This is a genomic window from Bacillus sp. SD127 (genome assembly GCF_058566445.1).
Genome location: NZ_CP191226.1, coordinates 616,922 through 635,147 on the forward strand (window position 1 = coordinate 616,922; position 18,226 = coordinate 635,147).

The following is an 18,226-nucleotide window of genomic DNA, read 5'->3' on the forward strand; positions in this document are numbered from 1 at the left end:
AGAACAATAATACAAGGAGGCGTGGCTTGTGACTAAAGTAAACATTGTTATTATCGACGACCATCAGTTATTTCGTGAAGGTGTTAAGCGGATATTGGATTTTGAACCTACCTTTGAAGTGGTAGCGGAAGGAGACGACGGAGATGAAGCGGCTCGTATCGTTGAGCACTATCATCCTGATGTCGTGATCATGGATATCAATATGCCGAACGTAAATGGCGTGGAAGCTACAAAGCAGCTTGTAGAGCTGTATCCTGAATCTAAAGTAATTATTCTATCAATTCACGATGACGAGAATTATGTAACACATGCCCTGAAAACAGGTGCAAGAGGTTATCTGCTGAAAGAGATGGATGCTGATACACTAATTGAAGCGGTTAAAGTAGTTGCCGAGGGCGGTTCTTACCTTCACCCGAAGGTTACTCACAACCTCGTAAACGAATTCCGACGTCTTGCAACAAGCGGAGTTTCTGCTCATCCTCAGCATGAGGTCTATCCAGAGATTCGCAGACCATTACATATTTTAACAAGACGGGAATGTGAAGTGCTGCAAATGCTTGCAGACGGAAAAAGCAACCGCGGCATCGGTGAATCATTGTTTATCAGTGAAAAAACTGTTAAAAACCATGTCAGCAATATCTTACAAAAAATGAATGTAAACGACCGGACGCAAGCCGTGGTGGTCGCCATTAAAAATGGTTGGGTAGAAATGAGATAGCATGAAATTGGACTTGCCTTTTTGAGGCAGGTCTTTTTTTAGGCTTCTGTTTCCCTTACAATAGAGTCATAAATTGATAAGGCAGGTAACGAAGCTATGAATATTGCAGTAGTAACAGATAGTACGGCATATATTCCAAAAGAAATGCGTGAACAAAATCATATACACATGATTCCTCTCCAGGTTGTTTTTGGGGATGAAACATATCATGAAGAAACAGAAATGGACTGGAGAAGCTTTTACCAAGAAGTGAAAAAGCATACAGAGCTTCCATCCACTTCTCAGCCTGCGATCGGCGAGCTGGTTGCTTTGTATGAAGAGCTCGGCAAGTCATATGATGCGGTGATCAGTATTCATCTTTCTAGCGGAATTAGCGGAACGTTCAGCAGTGCAGCTGCAGCGAATACAATGGTCGATAATATTGAAGTATACCCGTTTGACTCAGAGATCAGCTGTCTGGCTCAAGGTTTTTATGCTCTGAAAGCAGCTGAATTGATCAGAAATGGAGCGTCATCGCCGGAAGACATTATAAAAGAACTGGAAGAAATGAAAAAAACCGTTCGGGCATATTTTATGGTGGATGATTTAACTCATCTTCAGCGAGGCGGACGATTAAGCAGTGCTCAAGCCTTTATTGGGAGTCTTCTCAAGGTAAAGCCTATTCTGCATTTTGACAATAAGGTAATTGTGCCTTTTGAGAAGATCCGCACACGCAAAAAAGCAATTTCGCGGATTTACGAGCTTTTAGATGAAGACGCGAGTAAGGGCATGCCGATGAAAGCTGCCGTTATTCACGCTAATCGAGAAGAAGAAGCATCGAGTATTATTGAAGAGCTCTCTGCAAAATATCCGCATGTTGATTTTTATAACAGCTACTTTGGTGCGGTTATAGGCACTCATCTTGGTGAAGGTGCAATAGGAATCTGCTGGTGTTTTAAATAAATGATGAAATCTCCGTTTTAGAAGCGGAGATTTTTTTATATTCTCTTTTTAGCTGTTAGACAGAATATTTTCATTCCGGCATAATATCTCGCAAGGAGGCCGTACTATGCAGACTAAGACATCAGAATCGAACAGCCCATTCTCTAAAGAACTGCAGCAGCAGCTTCAGGGCCGTCATCTGCTTAAAACAGAAATCCCATTTTCTGACGAGATCATTGATTGGCATATCGAGCATGGTTATATATCTGCCGAGGAGTCTATATCAAAAAATAAATGGGGATATAGATGCAATAGATGCGGTCAAAATGATCAACAGTATTTTTCTTCGTATCATTCATCAGGAGAAGATAAAGTATACTGCCGCTCTTGTGTCATGATGGGCAGAGTGAGTGAGGATATTTCTTTATATTCCTGGTGCAAGGAGGCAGAGGCAAACTGGAAGCCTATAAAACTGACTTGGGATGGAAAGCTTTCAAGCGGACAGCAAAAGGCCGCTGACGTCTTAATTGAAGCAATTTCGAAGCAAGAAGAGCTCCTTATTTGGGCTGTTTGCGGCGCAGGTAAAACTGAATTATTATTCCCGGGTATAGAATCGGCATTAAATCTAAGACTGCGTGTTTGTATTGCGACCCCGCGCACCGATGTTGTATTAGAGCTTGCTCCGAGACTGAAGGCTGCATTTCAGGGTGCTGATATTTCAGTTCTATACGGAGGAAGTGATGACAAAGGGCGTTTATCTCCGCTTATGATTTCCACAACCCATCAGCTTTTGCGTTATAAAGACGCATTCGACGTCATGATCGTTGATGAAGTGGATGCTTTTCCATATTCCGCTGATCAAACTCTTCAATTCGCTGTTCAAAAAGCGAGAAAGAAAAACAGCACTCTTGTTTATCTAAGCGCAACACCTCCTAAAGAATTAAAAAGAAAAACGTATAAAGGTGAGTTAAAATCCGTTCGCATACCGGCCAGATACCATCGGAAGCCATTGCCTGAACCGCGCTTTCAGTGGTGCGGAAACTGGAAAAAGAAATTAACCCGAAACAAAATCCCAAATGCGGTAAAAAGATGGATAGAACAGCATGTGAAAGAAGGAAAGCCCGTTTTTTTATTTGTTCCTTCCATTTCTGTTCTGGTAAAAGCTGCTTCCTGTTTTAAAAACATGAATTATCGAACAGCGGCTGTACATGCGGAAGATAAGCTCAGAAAAGAAAAAGTGCAGCAATTTCGAGACGGTCAGTTTGATCTGTTAATCACAACAACAATATTGGAAAGAGGTGTCACAGTTCCTATGGTCCAAACAGGCATCTTAGGGGCAGAATCGCCCATCTTTACGGAAAGCGCGCTTGTGCAAATCGCGGGAAGGACAGGACGGCATAAAGAACATGCAGACGGCGATGTCATTTATTTTCACTTCGGAAAAACAAAGAGTATGATTGAGGCAAGAAAACATATAAAAATAATGAATGAATTGGCTTTAAAAAATAAATTGATAGACTAGTTAATATTTAAAAACATGATACAGTATACTCATATAACTAATGAGGAGCTGTAAAAATGCTTGTCAATTCAAAAGAAATCATGATGGAAGAACTTCTTGACCGATATATGGATCAGCTTCATATGACCTGCACTTGCCAAGTATGCAAAAATGATGTACTTGCACTTTCTTTAAACCAAGTAAGACCAGCTTACGTCACTGATTTAAAAAAGATTGCATATACGAAAGCTGAGCTGGTAGATAAACAGAAAAACACGGCTATGCTTGTGATTTTGGCTGAAGCAGCTGCTGTGGTATCGGAGAATCCGAGTGATCAATGCGAAACGAGACAGGAGGAGGCTCTAAAAAACTGATCTGTCTATTATGTGATTCACAATTTTCTCAAGCTGTTTCATGGTGCTCACTATTCTTATTAAAACCTGACGACAGGGTCTGTCAGTTCTGCAGAAACAAATTACAGATCATCAAAGGGGCTATCTGTCCGCTTTGCGGCAGGCCTCAAACCGCTCATGAAGTGTGTGCGGATTGCGAGGCATGGAAATCAAGAATAGATGACGGCTTAAGGCTCAGTCAAAACCGTTCTGTTTACTTATATAATGACATGATGAAAGAAACGCTCGCCCGAATGAAATTCAGGGGAGATGCAGCGATAATAAGCGCTTTTAAAAATGACTTTTCCTCAGAATTCTCTGCTGTCTACCCAGATAAACGCCTTGTGCTCGTTCCCATTCCGTTAAGCGAAGAACGGAAAGCAGAACGCGGCTTTAACCAGTCACAAATGCTTGCTGAATGCTTAAACCGGCCCATCCTCAACTCTCTCATCCGCCTGAATAATGAAAAGCAGTCTAAGAAAAAGAAAACGGAGCGCCTGCTTTCAGAGCATGTTTTTGAAACAAAAAACAGCTCCGTTGAGGGTATGGATATCGTTTTAATCGACGATCTTTATACTACGGGCGCCACTTTGCACTATGCTGCCCGCTGTTTATTGGAGAAAGGCAAAGCTGGTTCTGTGTCATCTTTTACCTTAGTGAGAAGCTAAATGATTCAATTTTTGTGCCGATATAATGTCTAGAAATTACTGCAGGCATATTAATGAATAAGGAGTAAACATGATGGGTGAACTGGCGAATTGTCCGAAATGCAATGCTTTATTTTTAAAAACAAAGCTGCAAACCGTGTGTCAGGCGTGTATTAAGGAAGAAGAAAAATCATTTGAGACTGTGTATAAATTTTTAAGGAAACAGGAAAACAGGCAATCAACACTGAGCCGCATAACTGAGGAAACAGGTGTGGAGGAAGAGCTGATTTTAAAATTCATCAGGCAAAAGCGAATCCAAATTACTCATCTGCCGAATTTGGCATACCCTTGTGAAAGGTGCGGGACATCGATTAGGGAAGGCAAGTTCTGCAAGGCTTGCCAGTCCGATATAAAGGATCAAATAGATCATCTGAACCAAGAATCCGCATTGAAAACAGAACGGGAAAATAGTAAAAAAGACACATACTATGCCTATAATACCAAAAACAGCTGATTCCCTAAACTAACTGAAAACGCAGTCGATAAAAGGGTTAGATTGTTTAAAGACTGCAACGGAAAGCGAGAGGAATCCTATGAAAATCAATCAATTTGGAACACAATCCGTTAATCCATACCAAAAAAATTATGAAAAGCAAGCGGTGCAAAAAACTGCTGCACAGCCTAAAGATAAAATTGAAATTTCATCACAGGCTAAGGAACTGCAAAATGCATCCGACGCAGTCACTGGTTCACGCCAGGAAAAAATTGAGCAGCTTAAAGCGCAAATTGAAAACAGGTCATACAAAGTAGACGCAAATCATATAGCGAAAAATATGATTAATTTTTATAAAAAGCAATAAAAAAGGAGAAAGCCCATGTCAGCAAAGCCAATTATTGAACAATTGAAGCGACTTTGCGTTCTGCATGAGCATCTGCTCACGCTGTCTGAGGAAAAGACGGAAGCGCTCAAAGCCGGCAAAACAAAAGAGCTTTCTAACATTTTGACAAAGGAACAAAAGTATATTCAAGCTATCGGGCAGACAGAAGATGACCGGATCAAAGCGGCTTCCGCCTTTCTCGGATTCAGCGAAAATAACACCATTTCTGCTTGTATCGCCAAAACTTCAGGCAGTGAAAAGGAAGAGCTGGAACAACTATATGAAGCTCTTTCTAACGTTCTCGGACATCTGAAAGAAGTGAATGAGATGAATAGGCAGTTGACGAGAGACGCGCTGCAATTCATCTCTATTTCGTACGATATGCTGGTTCCTAAGGAAAATAATTTCAATTACAGCAAATCAATTAAAGCTGAGCTTCCAAAGAGCAGCCGGATGAAACTTTTTGATTCAAAAGCTTAGCAGAAAGGAATTCAGAATATGACATCTACCTTTATGGGTCTTGAAACTGCAAGGCGGGCGTTAAGCGCTCAGCAAGCAGCGTTAAGCACTACTGCAAATAATGTGGCAAATGCCAATACTGATGGTTATACAAGACAGCGAGTCTCATTAGAGGCAACGGACTATTTCCCTGCTGTATCAAAAAATGCAGAAAAAACTGCGGGACAAATGGGAACGGGTGTACAAGGCAAGTCAGTTGAAAGAATCAGAGACATCTTTCTTGACTACCAATACCGCCTCCAAAACAGCAGTTCTGGATATTATGACACGAAGGCTAAAGCCCTGTCCCAAATGGAAGGGATTATGAATGAGACTGGTGGCAGCGGATTAAACAGTGTGCTAAATTCATTTTGGAATTCTCTGCAAGAACTATCCAATAATGCAAATGAGGACAGTGCGCGTTCTGTTGTCTCTCAAAAAGGACAGGCTGTTGCTGATACGTTTAATCATATTTCTGAGTCCCTTACAAAAGTTCAATCAAATTTAAAAGCAGAACTAGATACTAGTGTACTAGATGTTAATTCACTGCTATCTCAATTAAACAGTCTCAATAAGCAAATTGCACAGGTAGAACCAGTCGGTCTGCTTCCGAATGGTTTATACGATCAACGTGATTTGCTGATTGATAAATTATCTTCAATTGTTGATGTCAAAGTGAGCTACAACAAATCAGGCGGGAATGCGCTTGCTTCTTCGGAAGGAACTGTATCGATCGAAATCCTGGATAAAAATAAACAGTCGCTGGGAACTGTTCTGGACGGAAAAAATTATGAGGTTTCAGAGCTGAAAGCTAACTATGATAATGAAACGGGCTTAGTGACAAGCATTTCAATTGGAGACACTGCGGTTCAAGCTGAGTCGTTCAGCAGCAATGGATCACTGTTAGGATTTATACAGTCTTATGGATATGTCACGGCAGACGGCAAAGAAAAGGGCATATATCCGGAGATGCTTTCAGATCTTGATAATATGGCGCTCGAATTTGCAAAAGCTTTCAATGAAGTACACCGAAATGGTCTGACAGAGAGCGGTGAACAAGGCGGGGACTTTTTTGATTTTACCGGGGGTGAAACTGAGCCGGCAAAAGGCGCAGCAGGTAAGATTAAAGTCACTGACAGCATAAAAGATTCAAAAGGCGCGAATATCGCTTTCTCACTTACTGGAGCAGCAAACGATAATTCAAACGCAACGAATTTAGCAAATGTGTTAACTGGGGACATCACCATTAACGGAAAAGAAACGAGTGTGCTAGATTATTATGCTGGTCTCATTGGCGAGCTGGGGATCAAAGCTCAAGAGGCGAATCGGCTGGCATCTAATACAGAAACACAGCTGAATGATGCAGACATAAACCGTCAGCAAATGAGCGCTGTTTCTTTAGATGAAGAAATGACCAATATGATTCAATTCCAACACGCATACAATGCTGCCGCAAGAATGGTAACGTTACAAGACGAAATCCTTGATAAAGTAATTAATGGCATGGGTGTCGGGGGAAGGTAGGTAGATCAAATGAGAGTAACACAAGGCATGATTCAGCAAAACTCATTGAGATATATCGGTTCAAGCTACTCAAAGCTGGATAAACTTCAATCACAGATTTCTTCCGGAAAAAAAATCTCAAAAGCTTCCGATGATCCTGTAGTAGCTATGAAAAGCTTAAAGTACAATACGCAGTTATCTCAAGTTCAGCAATACCAAAGTAATGCTTCTCAAGCCTTTACTTGGCTTGAAAACACAGAAACAAACATTACTGAAGGAATTGACATTATGTCAAAGGTCAGAGAGTTAGCTGTTCAAGCTAAGAATGACACAAATGGTGGAGCAGAATTGCAAGCTATTGGTGTAGAAGTAAAACAATTAAAAGAACAGCTCTTAAATATTGCTAATACACAAGTGAACGGCAGATATATCTTCAATGGCACTAATTCAGATACACCTCCAGTTAAAGACAACGGTGACGGAACTTATACGATTTCTGATACGGCTGACGTTATTGTCAATATATCGGATAATATGTCATTAAAGGTAAACTCAGATCCGAAGGCAGCCTTTGGCGGTATTTCTGGAAGCGGACAAAATGTGTTTGAAATGCTAAATTCATTTGAGACAGCACTTAATTCAGGTTCTTTGGACGGTATAGACAGCGTTTTAGATGATATTGATCAATTTTCTGACGGTATGAGTTCAGAACGATCTGATATTGGAGCGAGATATAATCGTCTTGAACTGATTAATACAAGACTTTCAGCTCAAGAAGAAACAGCTACAAAAGTGTTGTCAGACAATGAAGACGTAGAACTGGAAGAAATAATAACTGAATTTATTGCGCAGCAAAGCGTGCACAGGGCTACTCTGGCTGTAAATGCGCAAATTGTTCAGCCTACATTGATCGACTTTTTAAAGTAAGCGGCTCTCAGGAGTTCGCTTTTTTTATAGTTTAGGAGGTAGAGTGATGCAAATTCCCAGATTGATTATGCATAGTGTTCAAGGGAAAATTGGTTTAACAACGACGCCCGCCAGCTTAAAAATGGAGCAGCCGCAAGCCGATCTGGAGATTGAACAGCCAAGCGCGGAAATGGAAATATCGGTGACACCTGGAAAACTTACGATTGACCAAACGCAAGCATGGGAAGAATTAGACAGAAAGCATGTATTCAAAAGAATCGAAGAAGCTGCCCAACAAGGGCATGAGGATGTAATGGAAGGGATAGCCCGTACTGCAGAAGAAGGCGACGAGCTTATGAGAATTGAAAATAAGGGGAACCCAGTCGCTTCACAAGCAAAGAGAAACTCTGAGATGCACCAAATTCAATTAGGCGAACATTACGCTCCTTCTCTTTCAAGGGTGAAAATACAATATACCCCGTCACAGCTTGATATTCAGATTACGCCGCGAAAGCCTGTTATTCAGGCTGAACCGCATAAGCCGATTGTTGAATATATGCCGGGAAACGTTAAGGTTGACATGCTCCAATACCCTGATTTAAATATAGAGGTAGAAAACCTAAAAGAATCACTCGAAAAGTAAAAAGAAAAGGATCGTGAACAATGATCATTCATACTAAATACCATGGCCAAATGAATGTAAAAGAAGAACAAATCATTCTTTTTGAAAACGGGATTCCAGGCTTCTTAGAAGAAAAACAGTTCGTCATTCTTCCGCTTTCAGAAGACTCTCCATTCGTGGCGCTGCAGTCCGTCACTTCAGAGAATCTTGCGTTCATCGTTGTAAGTCCGTTTATCTTTTTTAAGAATTATGAATTTGACCTTGATGAATCAACTGCTGAACTTTTGGATATCGATAATATTGAAGACGTAGAAGTCATGACATTATTGACCATGGCAGAGCCATTCGAAAAAACTACTGCTAATTTATTAGCTCCTATTATTGTGAATCGCAAGAACATGCTGGCTAAGCAAGTCGTTTTACACGACTCCCCATATACGACAAAGCATCCGATTGGAGGAGAATCATGCTAGTTTTATCGCGGAAAATAAACGAAGCGATTCAAATAGGTGCTGATATTGAAGTAAAAGTGATAGCGGTTGAGGGTGACCAAGTGAAAATTGGAATTGAAGCCCCAAAGCATATTGATATTCACAGGAAAGAAATTTACTTGACCATTCAGGAAGAAAATAACCGTGCGGCAGCGTTATCCAGCGATTTAATCTCTGCATTATCCTCACAAAAAAAGTGAGGATTTTTTTAATTTTTGTATTAACAAAATCAGAGACAATCCGATATTAATGATGTAGCCGGGAGGAGGCGCAAACACTCCGCCAGTTACAAAAAAACAAGGCACAAGGACGTGCCTTAACAACATATTCAGGGAGGAACAAAACAATGAGAATTAACCACAATATCGCAGCACTTAACACACTAAACCGTTTAGGCTCAAACAACGGTGCAGCACAAAAGAACATGGAGAAGCTTTCTTCTGGTCTTCGTATCAACCGTGCGGGAGATGACGCAGCAGGTCTTGCGATCTCTGAAAAAATGAGAGGACAAATCAGAGGTCTTGAAATGGCTTCTAAAAACTCTCAAGACGGAATCTCTCTTATCCAAACAGCTGAGGGTGCATTGACTGAAACTCATGCAATCCTTCAACGTATGCGTGAACTTACTGTTCAAGCAGGAAACACTGGAACACAACAACCAGATGATCTTAAATCTATCCAAGACGAAATCTCCGCTCTAAAAGAAGAAATTGGCGGTGGAACTGATGCGAACGGGATTGCAGACCGTACACAATTCAACGGTAAAAACCTATTAGATGGTTCTTTTGCTAGCGGTACAGCAGACCTTACATTCCAAATTGGTGCAAATAAAGGACAGCAATTAACAGTAAATATTGACAGCATGAAAGCGGCTGACCTTGGAACAACTGTAAAAATCAGTGATATCGATGTAACAAAGTTTGATACTTCATCATTCGATGATCAACTTTCCGGAATTGATGAAGCAATCACTCAAGTTTCTAACCAACGTTCTAAACTTGGTGCGGTACAAAACCGTCTTGAGCACACAATCAACAACTTAAGCGCTTCTGGTGAAAACCTGACAGCTGCTGAGTCTCGTATCCGTGACGTTGACATGGCTAAAGAAATGAGCGAGTTCACAAAGAACAACATTCTTTCTCAAGCTTCTCAAGCGATGCTTGCTCAAGCGAACCAACAGCCTCAAAACGTACTTCAATTGTTACGTTAATTTTGAAAAAGACCTTGGCGTTTGCCGGGGTCTTTTTTTATATCCGTAACTCCAAATCTTTCCCCCTTGCTGTCTATAACCCGTGATATAATAATCGAATTCTCCACTATCTTATAAATGTATTTCCAAACAAGAATTCTAAAACAGATGAGTTTTTTTCCAAAAATATGTGTAATCTTATCTCGACTTAGTCGATATAAACGATAGATTGGGACATAGGGGATGATCAATTGAACATTGAAAGACTCACTACGTTAAAACCTGTTTGGGATCATTATGATACTCAAATACATAATCAGAAAGATCATGAGAGTGAGGTTCCTGTTCATCAAGTTTCATATACCAATCTTGCTGAAATGGTAGGGGAAATGAACAAGCTTTTGGAACCTTCGCAAGTTCACCTGAAGTTTGAGCTCCATGAGAAGTTAAATGAATACTATGTAAAAGTAATAGAGGACTCTACAAATGAAGTCATCCGCGAAATTCCGCCGAAACGGTGGCTTGATTTTTATGCGGCTATGACTGAATTTCTTGGGTTATTTGTAGATGAAAAAAAGTAGATGAGGAGTGGTTTGAAATGGTCACGAGAATAACAGGTCTTGCGTCAGGAATGGATATAGATGATATCGTATCAAAGCTGATGCAAACAGAAAGAGCGCCGCTTGATAAACTGACCCAAAAAAAACAGACGTTAGAATGGCAGCGTGACAGCTATCGTGAAGTCAACTCAAAAATAAAAGAATTACAAGATTATATGTCTAAAAATACGTTGACATATCCGAGCACGTATCAGAGCAAAACTGTGACCAGCTCCAATGAGTCTGTGTTAACTGCTACAGGAAGCGCAAGTGCGCCAAACTCGTCTTCTACTGTTGAAGTAGCGAGTTTGGCAACTGCAGCAACGTATAAGGCAAATAATTATACGGGATACACACAAGACGATTATAATTTGGCATTTAACGTTGTAGCACCTGGTGAGACAACGGCAAAAACAGTGAACATCAGTGTGACGAGCGCCGATACCATTGATAATGTGATTTCTAAACTTAACAGTTCAGATCTAGGAGTATCAGCATTTAAAGATAAAATATGGAACGGTACAGAGTATGTAGAAACGATTGCGTTTTCTTCTAAAGCAACAGGTGCAGGAGGCAGCATACAGGCAGCAGACTCTGCTACATCCGACTTTATGTCCGGTCAGCTTGGTTTTTCTTTAGACGCTGAAAATAAGCTCACTGCTTACAAAGAAGGAACAAATGCAAAAGTCACAATTAATGGTTTTGAAATGGAGAAGCTGACAAACAACTTTACGGTTAATGGCGTTACCTACTCGATCAAAAATACAACTGCAGCCACAGGCCCTGTTACCACATCTGTTTCTACTGATGTAGACGGGATTTATAACCAAATTAAAGAGTTTGTAGATAAATACAATGAATTGGTTGACAGCCTGAATGAAAAGCTTCAGGAAGAAAAATACAGAGATTATACTCCGCTGACGAGTGAACAAAAAGAAGCAATGTCTGATAAAGAGGTAGAACTCTGGGAGAAGAAGGCAAAAAGCGGTTTGCTGAGAAATGATTCTAGCATCAGCACCGGCACGAACCAAATGCGGACTGATTTTTATACTCAAGTTAATGCGGATGGGAAAACCTATCAATTAACTGAATTTGGCATCACAACCTCAAGTGCTTATCAATTGCGGGGCCATTTAGAGATTAATGAAGACAAACTGAAAGCAAAAATACAAGAAGATCCGCAAAGTGTTGCCGCCTTATTTACAAACGGAACGAACAGCAGTGCCTATAGTGATAAGGGGATTATGAAACGTATCGGCGACACACTGAGAAGCACAGTGAAAAGCATTGAAGCAAAAGCCGGCAATTCAACAATGGGAGCAAGCGACTATTTAATTGGGAAAAATTTGCGTTCCATCAGTACTGAAATCACCGATATGCAGAACCGATTGAACACAGTAGAAAACCGTTATTATAAAAAATTCAGTGCAATGGATTCTGCGATTCAAAAAATGAACGAACAAGCGTCCTATTTATCACAGCTACTTGTACAATAAATGTAATTTGGAGGATGACACATGGCGATCCAAAATCCTTATGCAGCTTATCAGCAAAATTCAGTGAATACCGCTACGCCCGGGGAGCTGACCCTTATGCTGTATAATGGCTGTTTGAAATTTATAAAACTTGCATCTCAGGCCATTGAGAATAATGATATGGAAGGTAAAAATGAAAATCTGATTAAAGCGCAAAATATCATTCAGGAATTAAATGGTACACTTAACCGCAACATAGAGCTTTCCGGTTCAATGGGTGCGATGTACGATTATATGTATCGAAGATTGGTACAGGCAAATATCAAAAATGATACGAGCATGCTGGCTGAGGTAGAGGGCTATGTAAAAGATTTTCGCGATGCTTGGAAACAAGCCATGCAAAGTGAACGGAAGGACCGGCACGGATCAGGCGGGATCGCATGAAAAACATAGATCAACTATACACTGAGACGGAGAGTATGCTGTCACACATACAAAATACACCGGAAAGCGATGAACTTTTAAAGCAAATTGAAGACTTTGTGTCTAAACGGTCTGAACTTATTCAGGGGATATCTCTGCCGCTTTCAGAAGAAGAGCGAAAGCAGATGAAGCTTGTCTTGACATGGGATCAGCTTATTGTGAAGGAAATGGAAAGACTGAAGCAGTCAATCGCAGCAGAACTTCAGCAGGTGAAAAGAAAACGTGCGATGCATACGACGTATTTAAATCCTTATAACAACATCACGATTGACGGCAGATATTATGACAAGCGTAAATAGGTGAGTGCCTTGAAGAGCATTGAGGATTATACGCTTTTATCAGCTTATTATCATCTTCTTTTTACAATTGAGGAAGGGCTGTGCTATTTGATAGAGGCGGAACAGAATTTATCAAAAACAGAAGGGGATCGGATCTACCAAGATCTGATCCAAGCCTTTTTTTATTTGGATTCAACCCATTCAACTCTTCTTTTCGTGATGAACACACGGTGCGCAGAAGTATGCGTTAAGGCTTTTGACGAGATTTTTGCAGAATTTGATCAATTGGTTTCTTTCTCATTCCCCTCTCATGAATTCTGCGAGTATTTAAAAGGACATTTTCTGATTCACTATAGGAAATGGATGCTGTCCATTCATCGATGTATGGAGCCCTTTGTGATTAATTGACTTTGTGTAAGGCATTTTTTCTTATTGCCAGCATATACATATACCTCCCGTAACCATAGAAACATTAGCATAAAACGGCATAATTCGACAAAGTTCACTAAATTTTCACAAAAGGTTTACGTTTCAGCAGGAATTGTAAAGGGTAAAGGAGAAATAGATACATATCCTTAATAAAAGGGAGGCGTTCTTTGATGAACTATAACATCAGAGGAGAAAATATTGAAGTGACACCCGCGTTAAAGGATCATGTCGAGAAGAAGATCGGCAAGCTGGAGCGTTATTTTGAGCATAGTGTAAATGCCGATGTGAACGTCAACTTGAAGTTTTACAATGACAAGGAGTCCAAGGTTGAGGTTACGATTCCGATGACAGATCTGGCGCTTCGGTCTGAAGTGCATAACGAGGATATGTACAATGCAATTGATCTCGCTACAAATAAGCTGGAACGTCAAATCCGTAAGCATAAAACAAAAGTAAACCGCAAATTCCGTGAGCAGGGTCTTCCGAAATCTTCAGTGGCAAACGGCCTCGGCTCTGATACAGATATTGCGGTTCAGGACGAAATAGAAGAAGATGAAAGCTTAGAGATCGTCCGTCAGAAGCGCTTTAATTTAAAGCCGATGGATAATGAAGAAGCGATCTTGCAAATGAATATGCTCGGCCATAACTTCTTTGTTTTCACAAATGCGGAAACAAACCTTACAAACGTCGTGTACCGCAGAAATGACGGGAAATATGGCCTGATTGAACCGACTGAATAATGAAGAGCAGCCTTCCGTGATTTTCGCGGAAGGTTTTTGTTTTTTCTTATTTGCAAATTCTTTGGAAATAAGAGAAGGTATGATATGATAATGAGAGGTATACATGGACTAGTAAATTATTTATACATGCTTGTCAAACAGGCATGTGATGATAGAGGAGCGTTATAAATGCTTGGAATTTTAAATAAAATGTTTGATCCAACAAAACGTACGCTGAATAGATACGAAAAAATAGCTAACGATATTGATGCGATTCGGGGAGACTATGAAAATCTCTCAGATGATGCGCTGAAACATAAAACAATTGAATTTAAAGAGCGCCTTGAAAAAGGGGCGACAACTGATGATCTACTTGTTGAAGCATTCGCAGTGGTTCGGGAAGCTTCTCGCCGCGTAACCGGCATGTTCCCGTTTAAAGTCCAGCTTATGGGGGGCGTGGCTCTTCATGACGGAAATATCGCGGAGATGAAAACAGGGGAAGGTAAAACATTAACGTCTACTCTGCCTGTTTATTTAAATGCCTTATCTGGAAAAGGCGTGCACGTCGTGACAGTCAATGAATACTTGGCGAGCCGTGACGCAGAGCAAATGGGGAAAATTTTCGAGTTTCTCGGCTTAACTGTCGGACTGAATTTGAACTCAATGTCGAAAGATGAAAAAAGGGAAGCTTATGCGGCTGACATCACTTATTCTACAAACAACGAGCTCGGCTTCGATTATTTGCGCGACAACATGGTTCTTTATAAAGAGCAAATGGTGCAGCGTCCGCTTCATTTTGCGGTAATTGATGAAGTCGACTCTATTTTGATTGATGAAGCGAGAACACCGCTTATCATTTCAGGACAAGCTGCAAAATCGACAAAACTGTACGTACAGGCAAATGCTTTTGTACGCACGTTAAAAGCAGAGAAGGACTATACGTATGATGTAAAAACAAAAGGTGTACAGCTCACAGAAGAAGGAATGACAAAGGCTGAAAAAGCGTTCGGCATCGACAACCTGTTTGATGTGAAAAATGTGGCGCTCAACCACCATATCAACCAGTCCTTAAAAGCGCACGTTGCCATGCAGAAGGATGTTGATTACGTAGTAGAAGACGGTCAGGTTGTCATCGTTGACTCTTTCACGGGTCGTTTAATGAAAGGCCGCCGCTACAGCGAAGGGCTTCACCAGGCGATCGAAGCGAAGGAAGGGCTTGAAATTCAAAATGAGAGCATGACCTTGGCGACGATTACGTTCCAAAACTACTTCCGGATGTATGAAAAGCTGGCCGGTATGACGGGTACGGCTAAAACAGAGGAAGAGGAGTTCCGTAACATCTACAACATGCAGGTTGTGACGATTCCGACAAACCAGCCGGTTGTTCGTGATGACCGTCCTGATTTAATTTACCGTTCAATGGAAGGGAAGTTTAAGGCCGTTGCAGAAGATGTTGCCCAGCGATATATGACAGGACAGCCCGTTCTTGTCGGTACAGTTGCGGTTGAAACGTCTGAATTGATTTCAAAGCTGCTCAAAAACAAGGGTATCCCGCATCAGGTATTAAACGCCAAAAACCATGAGCGAGAAGCGCAAATCATTGAAGAGGCCGGTCAAAAAGGCGCTGTGACGATTGCGACAAACATGGCGGGGCGCGGAACAGACATTAAGCTTGGCGAAGGAGTAAAAGAGCTTGGCGGACTAGCCGTTGTCGGAACGGAACGCCATGAATCACGCCGGATTGACAATCAGCTGCGAGGACGTTCAGGACGTCAGGGTGATCCGGGGATCACACAATTTTATCTTTCTATGGAAGATGAATTGATGCGCAGATTTGGTGCTGAGCGGACAATGGCAATGCTTGACCGCTTTGGTATGGATGACTCCACTCCGATTCAAAGCAAAATGGTATCCCGCGCGGTTGAATCATCTCAAAAACGCGTTGAAGGAAATAACTTCGATTCACGTAAACAGCTTCTTCAATATGATGATGTTCTCCGCCAGCAGCGTGAGGTTATCTATAAGCAGCGTTTCGAAGTCATCGACTCTGAAAACCTGCGTGAAATCGTAGAAAATATGATCAAATCTTCTCTCGAGCGGGCAATTGCGGCCTATACACCAAGAGAAGAGCTTCCTGAGGAGTGGAAGCTTGACGGTCTTGTTGAGCTTGTTAACACGACTTACCTTGACGAAGGCGCGCTTGAAAAGAGCGACATCTTCGGCAAAGAGCCGGATGAAATGCTTGAGCTCATTATGGATCGCATCAAGACCAAATATAATGACAAAGAGGAAAAATTCGGCGAAGAACAAATGCGCGAATTTGAGAAAGTGATCGTGCTTCGCGCCGTCGATTCAAAATGGATGGATCATATCGACGCAATGGATCAGCTTCGCCAAGGGATTCACCTTCGTGCTTACGCGCAAACAAATCCGCTGCGTGAGTATCAAATGGAAGGCTTTGCGATGTTTGAGCATATGATTGAATCCATCGAGGACGAGGTTGCCAAATTTGTGATGAAGGCTGAGATTGAAAATAATCTGGAGCGTGAAGAGGTTGTACAAGGCCAAACCACGGCTCATCAGCCGCAAGAAGGCGATGAAAACAAAAAAGCAAAGAAAGCGCCGGTTCGTAAAGTGGTTGATATTGGCCGAAATGCGCCATGCCACTGCGGAAGCGGAAAAAAATATAAAAATTGCTGCGGCCGGACTGAATAGTTCGTTCGGGCAAGTTTGCTGACCGCGGCGCCTTGAGCGCCCGCGGATCTTTTAATGAGGTGAATGGAATGGAATTATCAGAAATCAGAGTTGAGCTCGAAAATATGGCTTCTCGTTTAGCGGACTTTAGGGGGTCTCTTTGACCTCGAATCAAAGGAGACCCGCATTGCTGAGCTAGATGAGCAAATGGCTGATCCGGAATTCTGGAATGATCAGCAGAAAGCTCAAACGGTCATCAATGAAGCAAATGGTTTAAAGGATTATGTCAATTCCTATAAAAAATTGAATGAATCCCATGAAGAACTGCAAATGACTCATGACCTTCTGAAAGAAGAGCCGGATCAAGATCTTCAGCTTGAGCTTGAAAAAGAGCTAAAGGCTTTAACGAAGGAGTTCAATGAGTTTGAGCTTCAGCTTCTTCTCAGTGAGCCGTATGATAAAAACAACGCAATTTTGGAGCTGCATCCGGGTGCGGGCGGCACTGAGTCACAGGATTGGGGCTCTATGCTTCTCAGAATGTACACCAGATGGGCTGAGCGCCGCGGCTTTAAAGTGGAAACGCTCGATTACCTTCCTGGTGATGAAGCCGGTATTAAGTCAGTCACATTACTGATTAAAGGGCACAACGCTTATGGATATATCAAGGCGGAAAAAGGCGTCCATCGTCTCGTGCGGATTTCTCCGTTTGATTCATCAGGCCGCCGCCACACTTCATTCGTATCTTGTGAAGTTATGCCTGAATTCAACGATGAGATCGATATTGATATCCGTACGGAGGATATTAAAGTTGATACGTACCGTGCAAGCGGAGCAGGCGGACAGCACGTCAACACGACAGACTCAGCTGTTCGGATTACCCACTTGCCGACAAACGTGGTTGTGACATGTCAAACAGAACGTTCACAAATTAAAAACCGTGAAAGAGCGATGAAAATGCTGAAGGCAAAGCTGTATCAGCGCAGAATTGAAGAACAGCAGGCCGAGCTGGACGAAATTCGCGGTGAGCAAAAAGAGATCGGCTGGGGAAGCCAAATCCGCTCTTACGTATTCCATCCGTATTCCATGGTAAAAGACCATCGGACCAATACAGAAATGGGTAATGTTCAAGCCGTAATGGACGGGGATATTGACGTATTTATTGACGCATACCTTCGTTCTAAACTTTCATAAGCAGGAAACACACCTGGTGTCTACAGGTGTGTTTTTTTATTGCCTGCATATCCTTGCTTTCACTGCTGCTTTAGCATATTACCACTGTGTTT

The 18,226-nt window shown here is 41.6% G+C and carries 22 protein-coding genes; all 22 read left to right on the top strand.

Features of this window, described 5'->3' with window-relative positions:
• Positions 1-28: 28 nt before the first annotated feature.
• The 22 genes from degU to prfB all read left to right on the top strand — a co-directional run bounded on the left by degU (position 29) and on the right by prfB (position 18,134).
• A complete protein-coding gene (gene degU, locus ACQVGS_RS03205; protein WP_003219701.1) occupies positions 29-718 on the top strand; it encodes a two-component system response regulator DegU in 690 nt (229 codons plus the stop codon).
• Between the two features lie 96 nt (positions 719-814).
• Positions 815-1,660 (top strand): DegV family protein, encoded by an 846-nt coding sequence (locus ACQVGS_RS03210; protein WP_106019639.1) that lies wholly within the window; start codon positions 815-817, stop codon positions 1,658-1,660.
• A 106-nt stretch (positions 1,661-1,766) separates the two neighbouring features.
• Positions 1,767-3,161, top strand: coding sequence for an ATP-dependent helicase ComFA (gene comFA, locus ACQVGS_RS03215; protein WP_106019638.1), 1,395 nt, complete (start codon positions 1,767-1,769; stop codon positions 3,159-3,161).
• Between the two features lie 56 nt (positions 3,162-3,217).
• Positions 3,218-3,514, top strand: coding sequence for a late competence protein ComFB (comFB, locus tag ACQVGS_RS03220; RefSeq protein ID WP_024123028.1), 297 nt, complete (start codon positions 3,218-3,220; stop codon positions 3,512-3,514).
• The gene (locus ACQVGS_RS03225) at positions 3,478-4,200 is read left to right on the top strand and encodes a phosphoribosyltransferase family protein (RefSeq protein WP_491830944.1); all 723 of its coding nucleotides are present in this window, start codon (positions 3,478-3,480) and stop codon (positions 4,198-4,200) included. Before comFB ends, ACQVGS_RS03225 begins: the two co-directional genes overlap by 37 nt.
• A gap of 73 nt (positions 4,201-4,273) precedes the next feature.
• Entirely contained in the window at positions 4,274-4,693 is a 420-nt protein-coding gene (locus ACQVGS_RS03230) for a TIGR03826 family flagellar region protein (protein WP_024123026.1), read from the top strand.
• 79 nt (positions 4,694-4,772) lie between these two features.
• A complete protein-coding gene (gene flgM / locus ACQVGS_RS03235) occupies positions 4,773-5,039 on the top strand; it encodes a flagellar biosynthesis anti-sigma factor FlgM (RefSeq protein WP_106019637.1) in 267 nt (88 codons plus the stop codon).
• A 15-nt stretch (positions 5,040-5,054) separates the two neighbouring features.
• On the top strand, positions 5,055-5,537 hold the full coding sequence (gene flgN / locus ACQVGS_RS03240; RefSeq protein ID WP_103671257.1) for a flagellar protein FlgN: 483 nt from the start codon (positions 5,055-5,057) through the stop codon (positions 5,535-5,537).
• A gap of 18 nt (positions 5,538-5,555) precedes the next feature.
• Positions 5,556-7,079 carry a flagellar hook-associated protein FlgK gene (flgK, locus tag ACQVGS_RS03245; RefSeq protein WP_095712911.1) on the top strand — a complete coding sequence of 508 codons (1,524 nt, stop codon included), beginning with the start codon at positions 5,556-5,558 and terminating at the stop codon, positions 7,077-7,079.
• A gap of 9 nt (positions 7,080-7,088) precedes the next feature.
• Positions 7,089-7,985: a flagellar hook-associated protein FlgL gene (gene flgL, locus ACQVGS_RS03250; RefSeq protein ID WP_106021955.1), complete on the top strand. Its 897-nt coding sequence runs from the start codon at positions 7,089-7,091 to the stop codon at positions 7,983-7,985.
• Between the two features lie 46 nt (positions 7,986-8,031).
• Entirely contained in the window at positions 8,032-8,607 is a 576-nt protein-coding gene (locus tag ACQVGS_RS03255) for a DUF6470 family protein (protein WP_024123021.1), read from the top strand.
• Between the two features lie 20 nt (positions 8,608-8,627).
• The gene (gene fliW, locus ACQVGS_RS03260; protein WP_024123020.1) at positions 8,628-9,059 is read left to right on the top strand and encodes a flagellar assembly protein FliW; all 432 of its coding nucleotides are present in this window, start codon (positions 8,628-8,630) and stop codon (positions 9,057-9,059) included.
• Positions 9,053-9,277 carry a carbon storage regulator CsrA gene (gene csrA / locus ACQVGS_RS03265; protein ID WP_024123019.1) on the top strand — a complete coding sequence of 75 codons (225 nt, stop codon included), beginning with the start codon at positions 9,053-9,055 and terminating at the stop codon, positions 9,275-9,277. Before fliW ends, csrA begins: the two co-directional genes overlap by 7 nt.
• A gap of 146 nt (positions 9,278-9,423) precedes the next feature.
• Positions 9,424-10,287: a flagellin Hag gene (hag, locus tag ACQVGS_RS03270; RefSeq protein WP_024123018.1), complete on the top strand. Its 864-nt coding sequence runs from the start codon at positions 9,424-9,426 to the stop codon at positions 10,285-10,287.
• 230 nt (positions 10,288-10,517) lie between these two features.
• Entirely contained in the window at positions 10,518-10,847 is a 330-nt protein-coding gene (flaG, locus tag ACQVGS_RS03275) for a flagellar protein FlaG (protein ID WP_101859871.1), read from the top strand.
• Between the two features lie 17 nt (positions 10,848-10,864).
• Complete coding sequence (locus ACQVGS_RS03280) at positions 10,865-12,361, top strand: flagellar hook-associated protein 2 (RefSeq protein ID WP_487446402.1); 1,497 nt, start codon at positions 10,865-10,867, stop codon at positions 12,359-12,361.
• Between the two features lie 21 nt (positions 12,362-12,382).
• Complete coding sequence (fliS, locus tag ACQVGS_RS03285) at positions 12,383-12,784, top strand: flagellar export chaperone FliS (RefSeq protein ID WP_024123015.1); 402 nt, start codon at positions 12,383-12,385, stop codon at positions 12,782-12,784.
• On the top strand, positions 12,781-13,122 hold the full coding sequence (fliT, locus tag ACQVGS_RS03290; protein ID WP_024123014.1) for a flagellar protein FliT: 342 nt from the start codon (positions 12,781-12,783) through the stop codon (positions 13,120-13,122). The genes fliS and fliT overlap by 4 nt, the downstream gene beginning before the upstream one ends.
• 9 nt (positions 13,123-13,131) lie before the next feature.
• Positions 13,132-13,509, top strand: coding sequence for a DUF8042 domain-containing protein (locus ACQVGS_RS03295; protein ID WP_024123013.1), 378 nt, complete (start codon positions 13,132-13,134; stop codon positions 13,507-13,509).
• A gap of 191 nt (positions 13,510-13,700) precedes the next feature.
• Entirely contained in the window at positions 13,701-14,270 is a 570-nt protein-coding gene (gene hpf, locus ACQVGS_RS03300; RefSeq protein WP_044159437.1) for a ribosome hibernation promotion factor, read from the top strand.
• A gap of 168 nt (positions 14,271-14,438) precedes the next feature.
• The gene (secA, locus tag ACQVGS_RS03305; protein ID WP_213418032.1) at positions 14,439-16,964 is read left to right on the top strand and encodes a preprotein translocase subunit SecA; all 2,526 of its coding nucleotides are present in this window, start codon (positions 14,439-14,441) and stop codon (positions 16,962-16,964) included.
• A 68-nt stretch (positions 16,965-17,032) separates the two neighbouring features.
• A protein-coding gene (gene prfB, locus ACQVGS_RS03310) for a peptide chain release factor 2 (RefSeq protein ID WP_099043490.1) occupies positions 17,033-18,134 on the top strand; the annotation gives its coding sequence in 2 pieces (ribosomal slippage) (positions 17,033-17,104 and positions 17,106-18,134; 1,101 coding nt in all).
• The last annotated feature ends 92 nt before the right edge of the window (positions 18,135-18,226 follow it).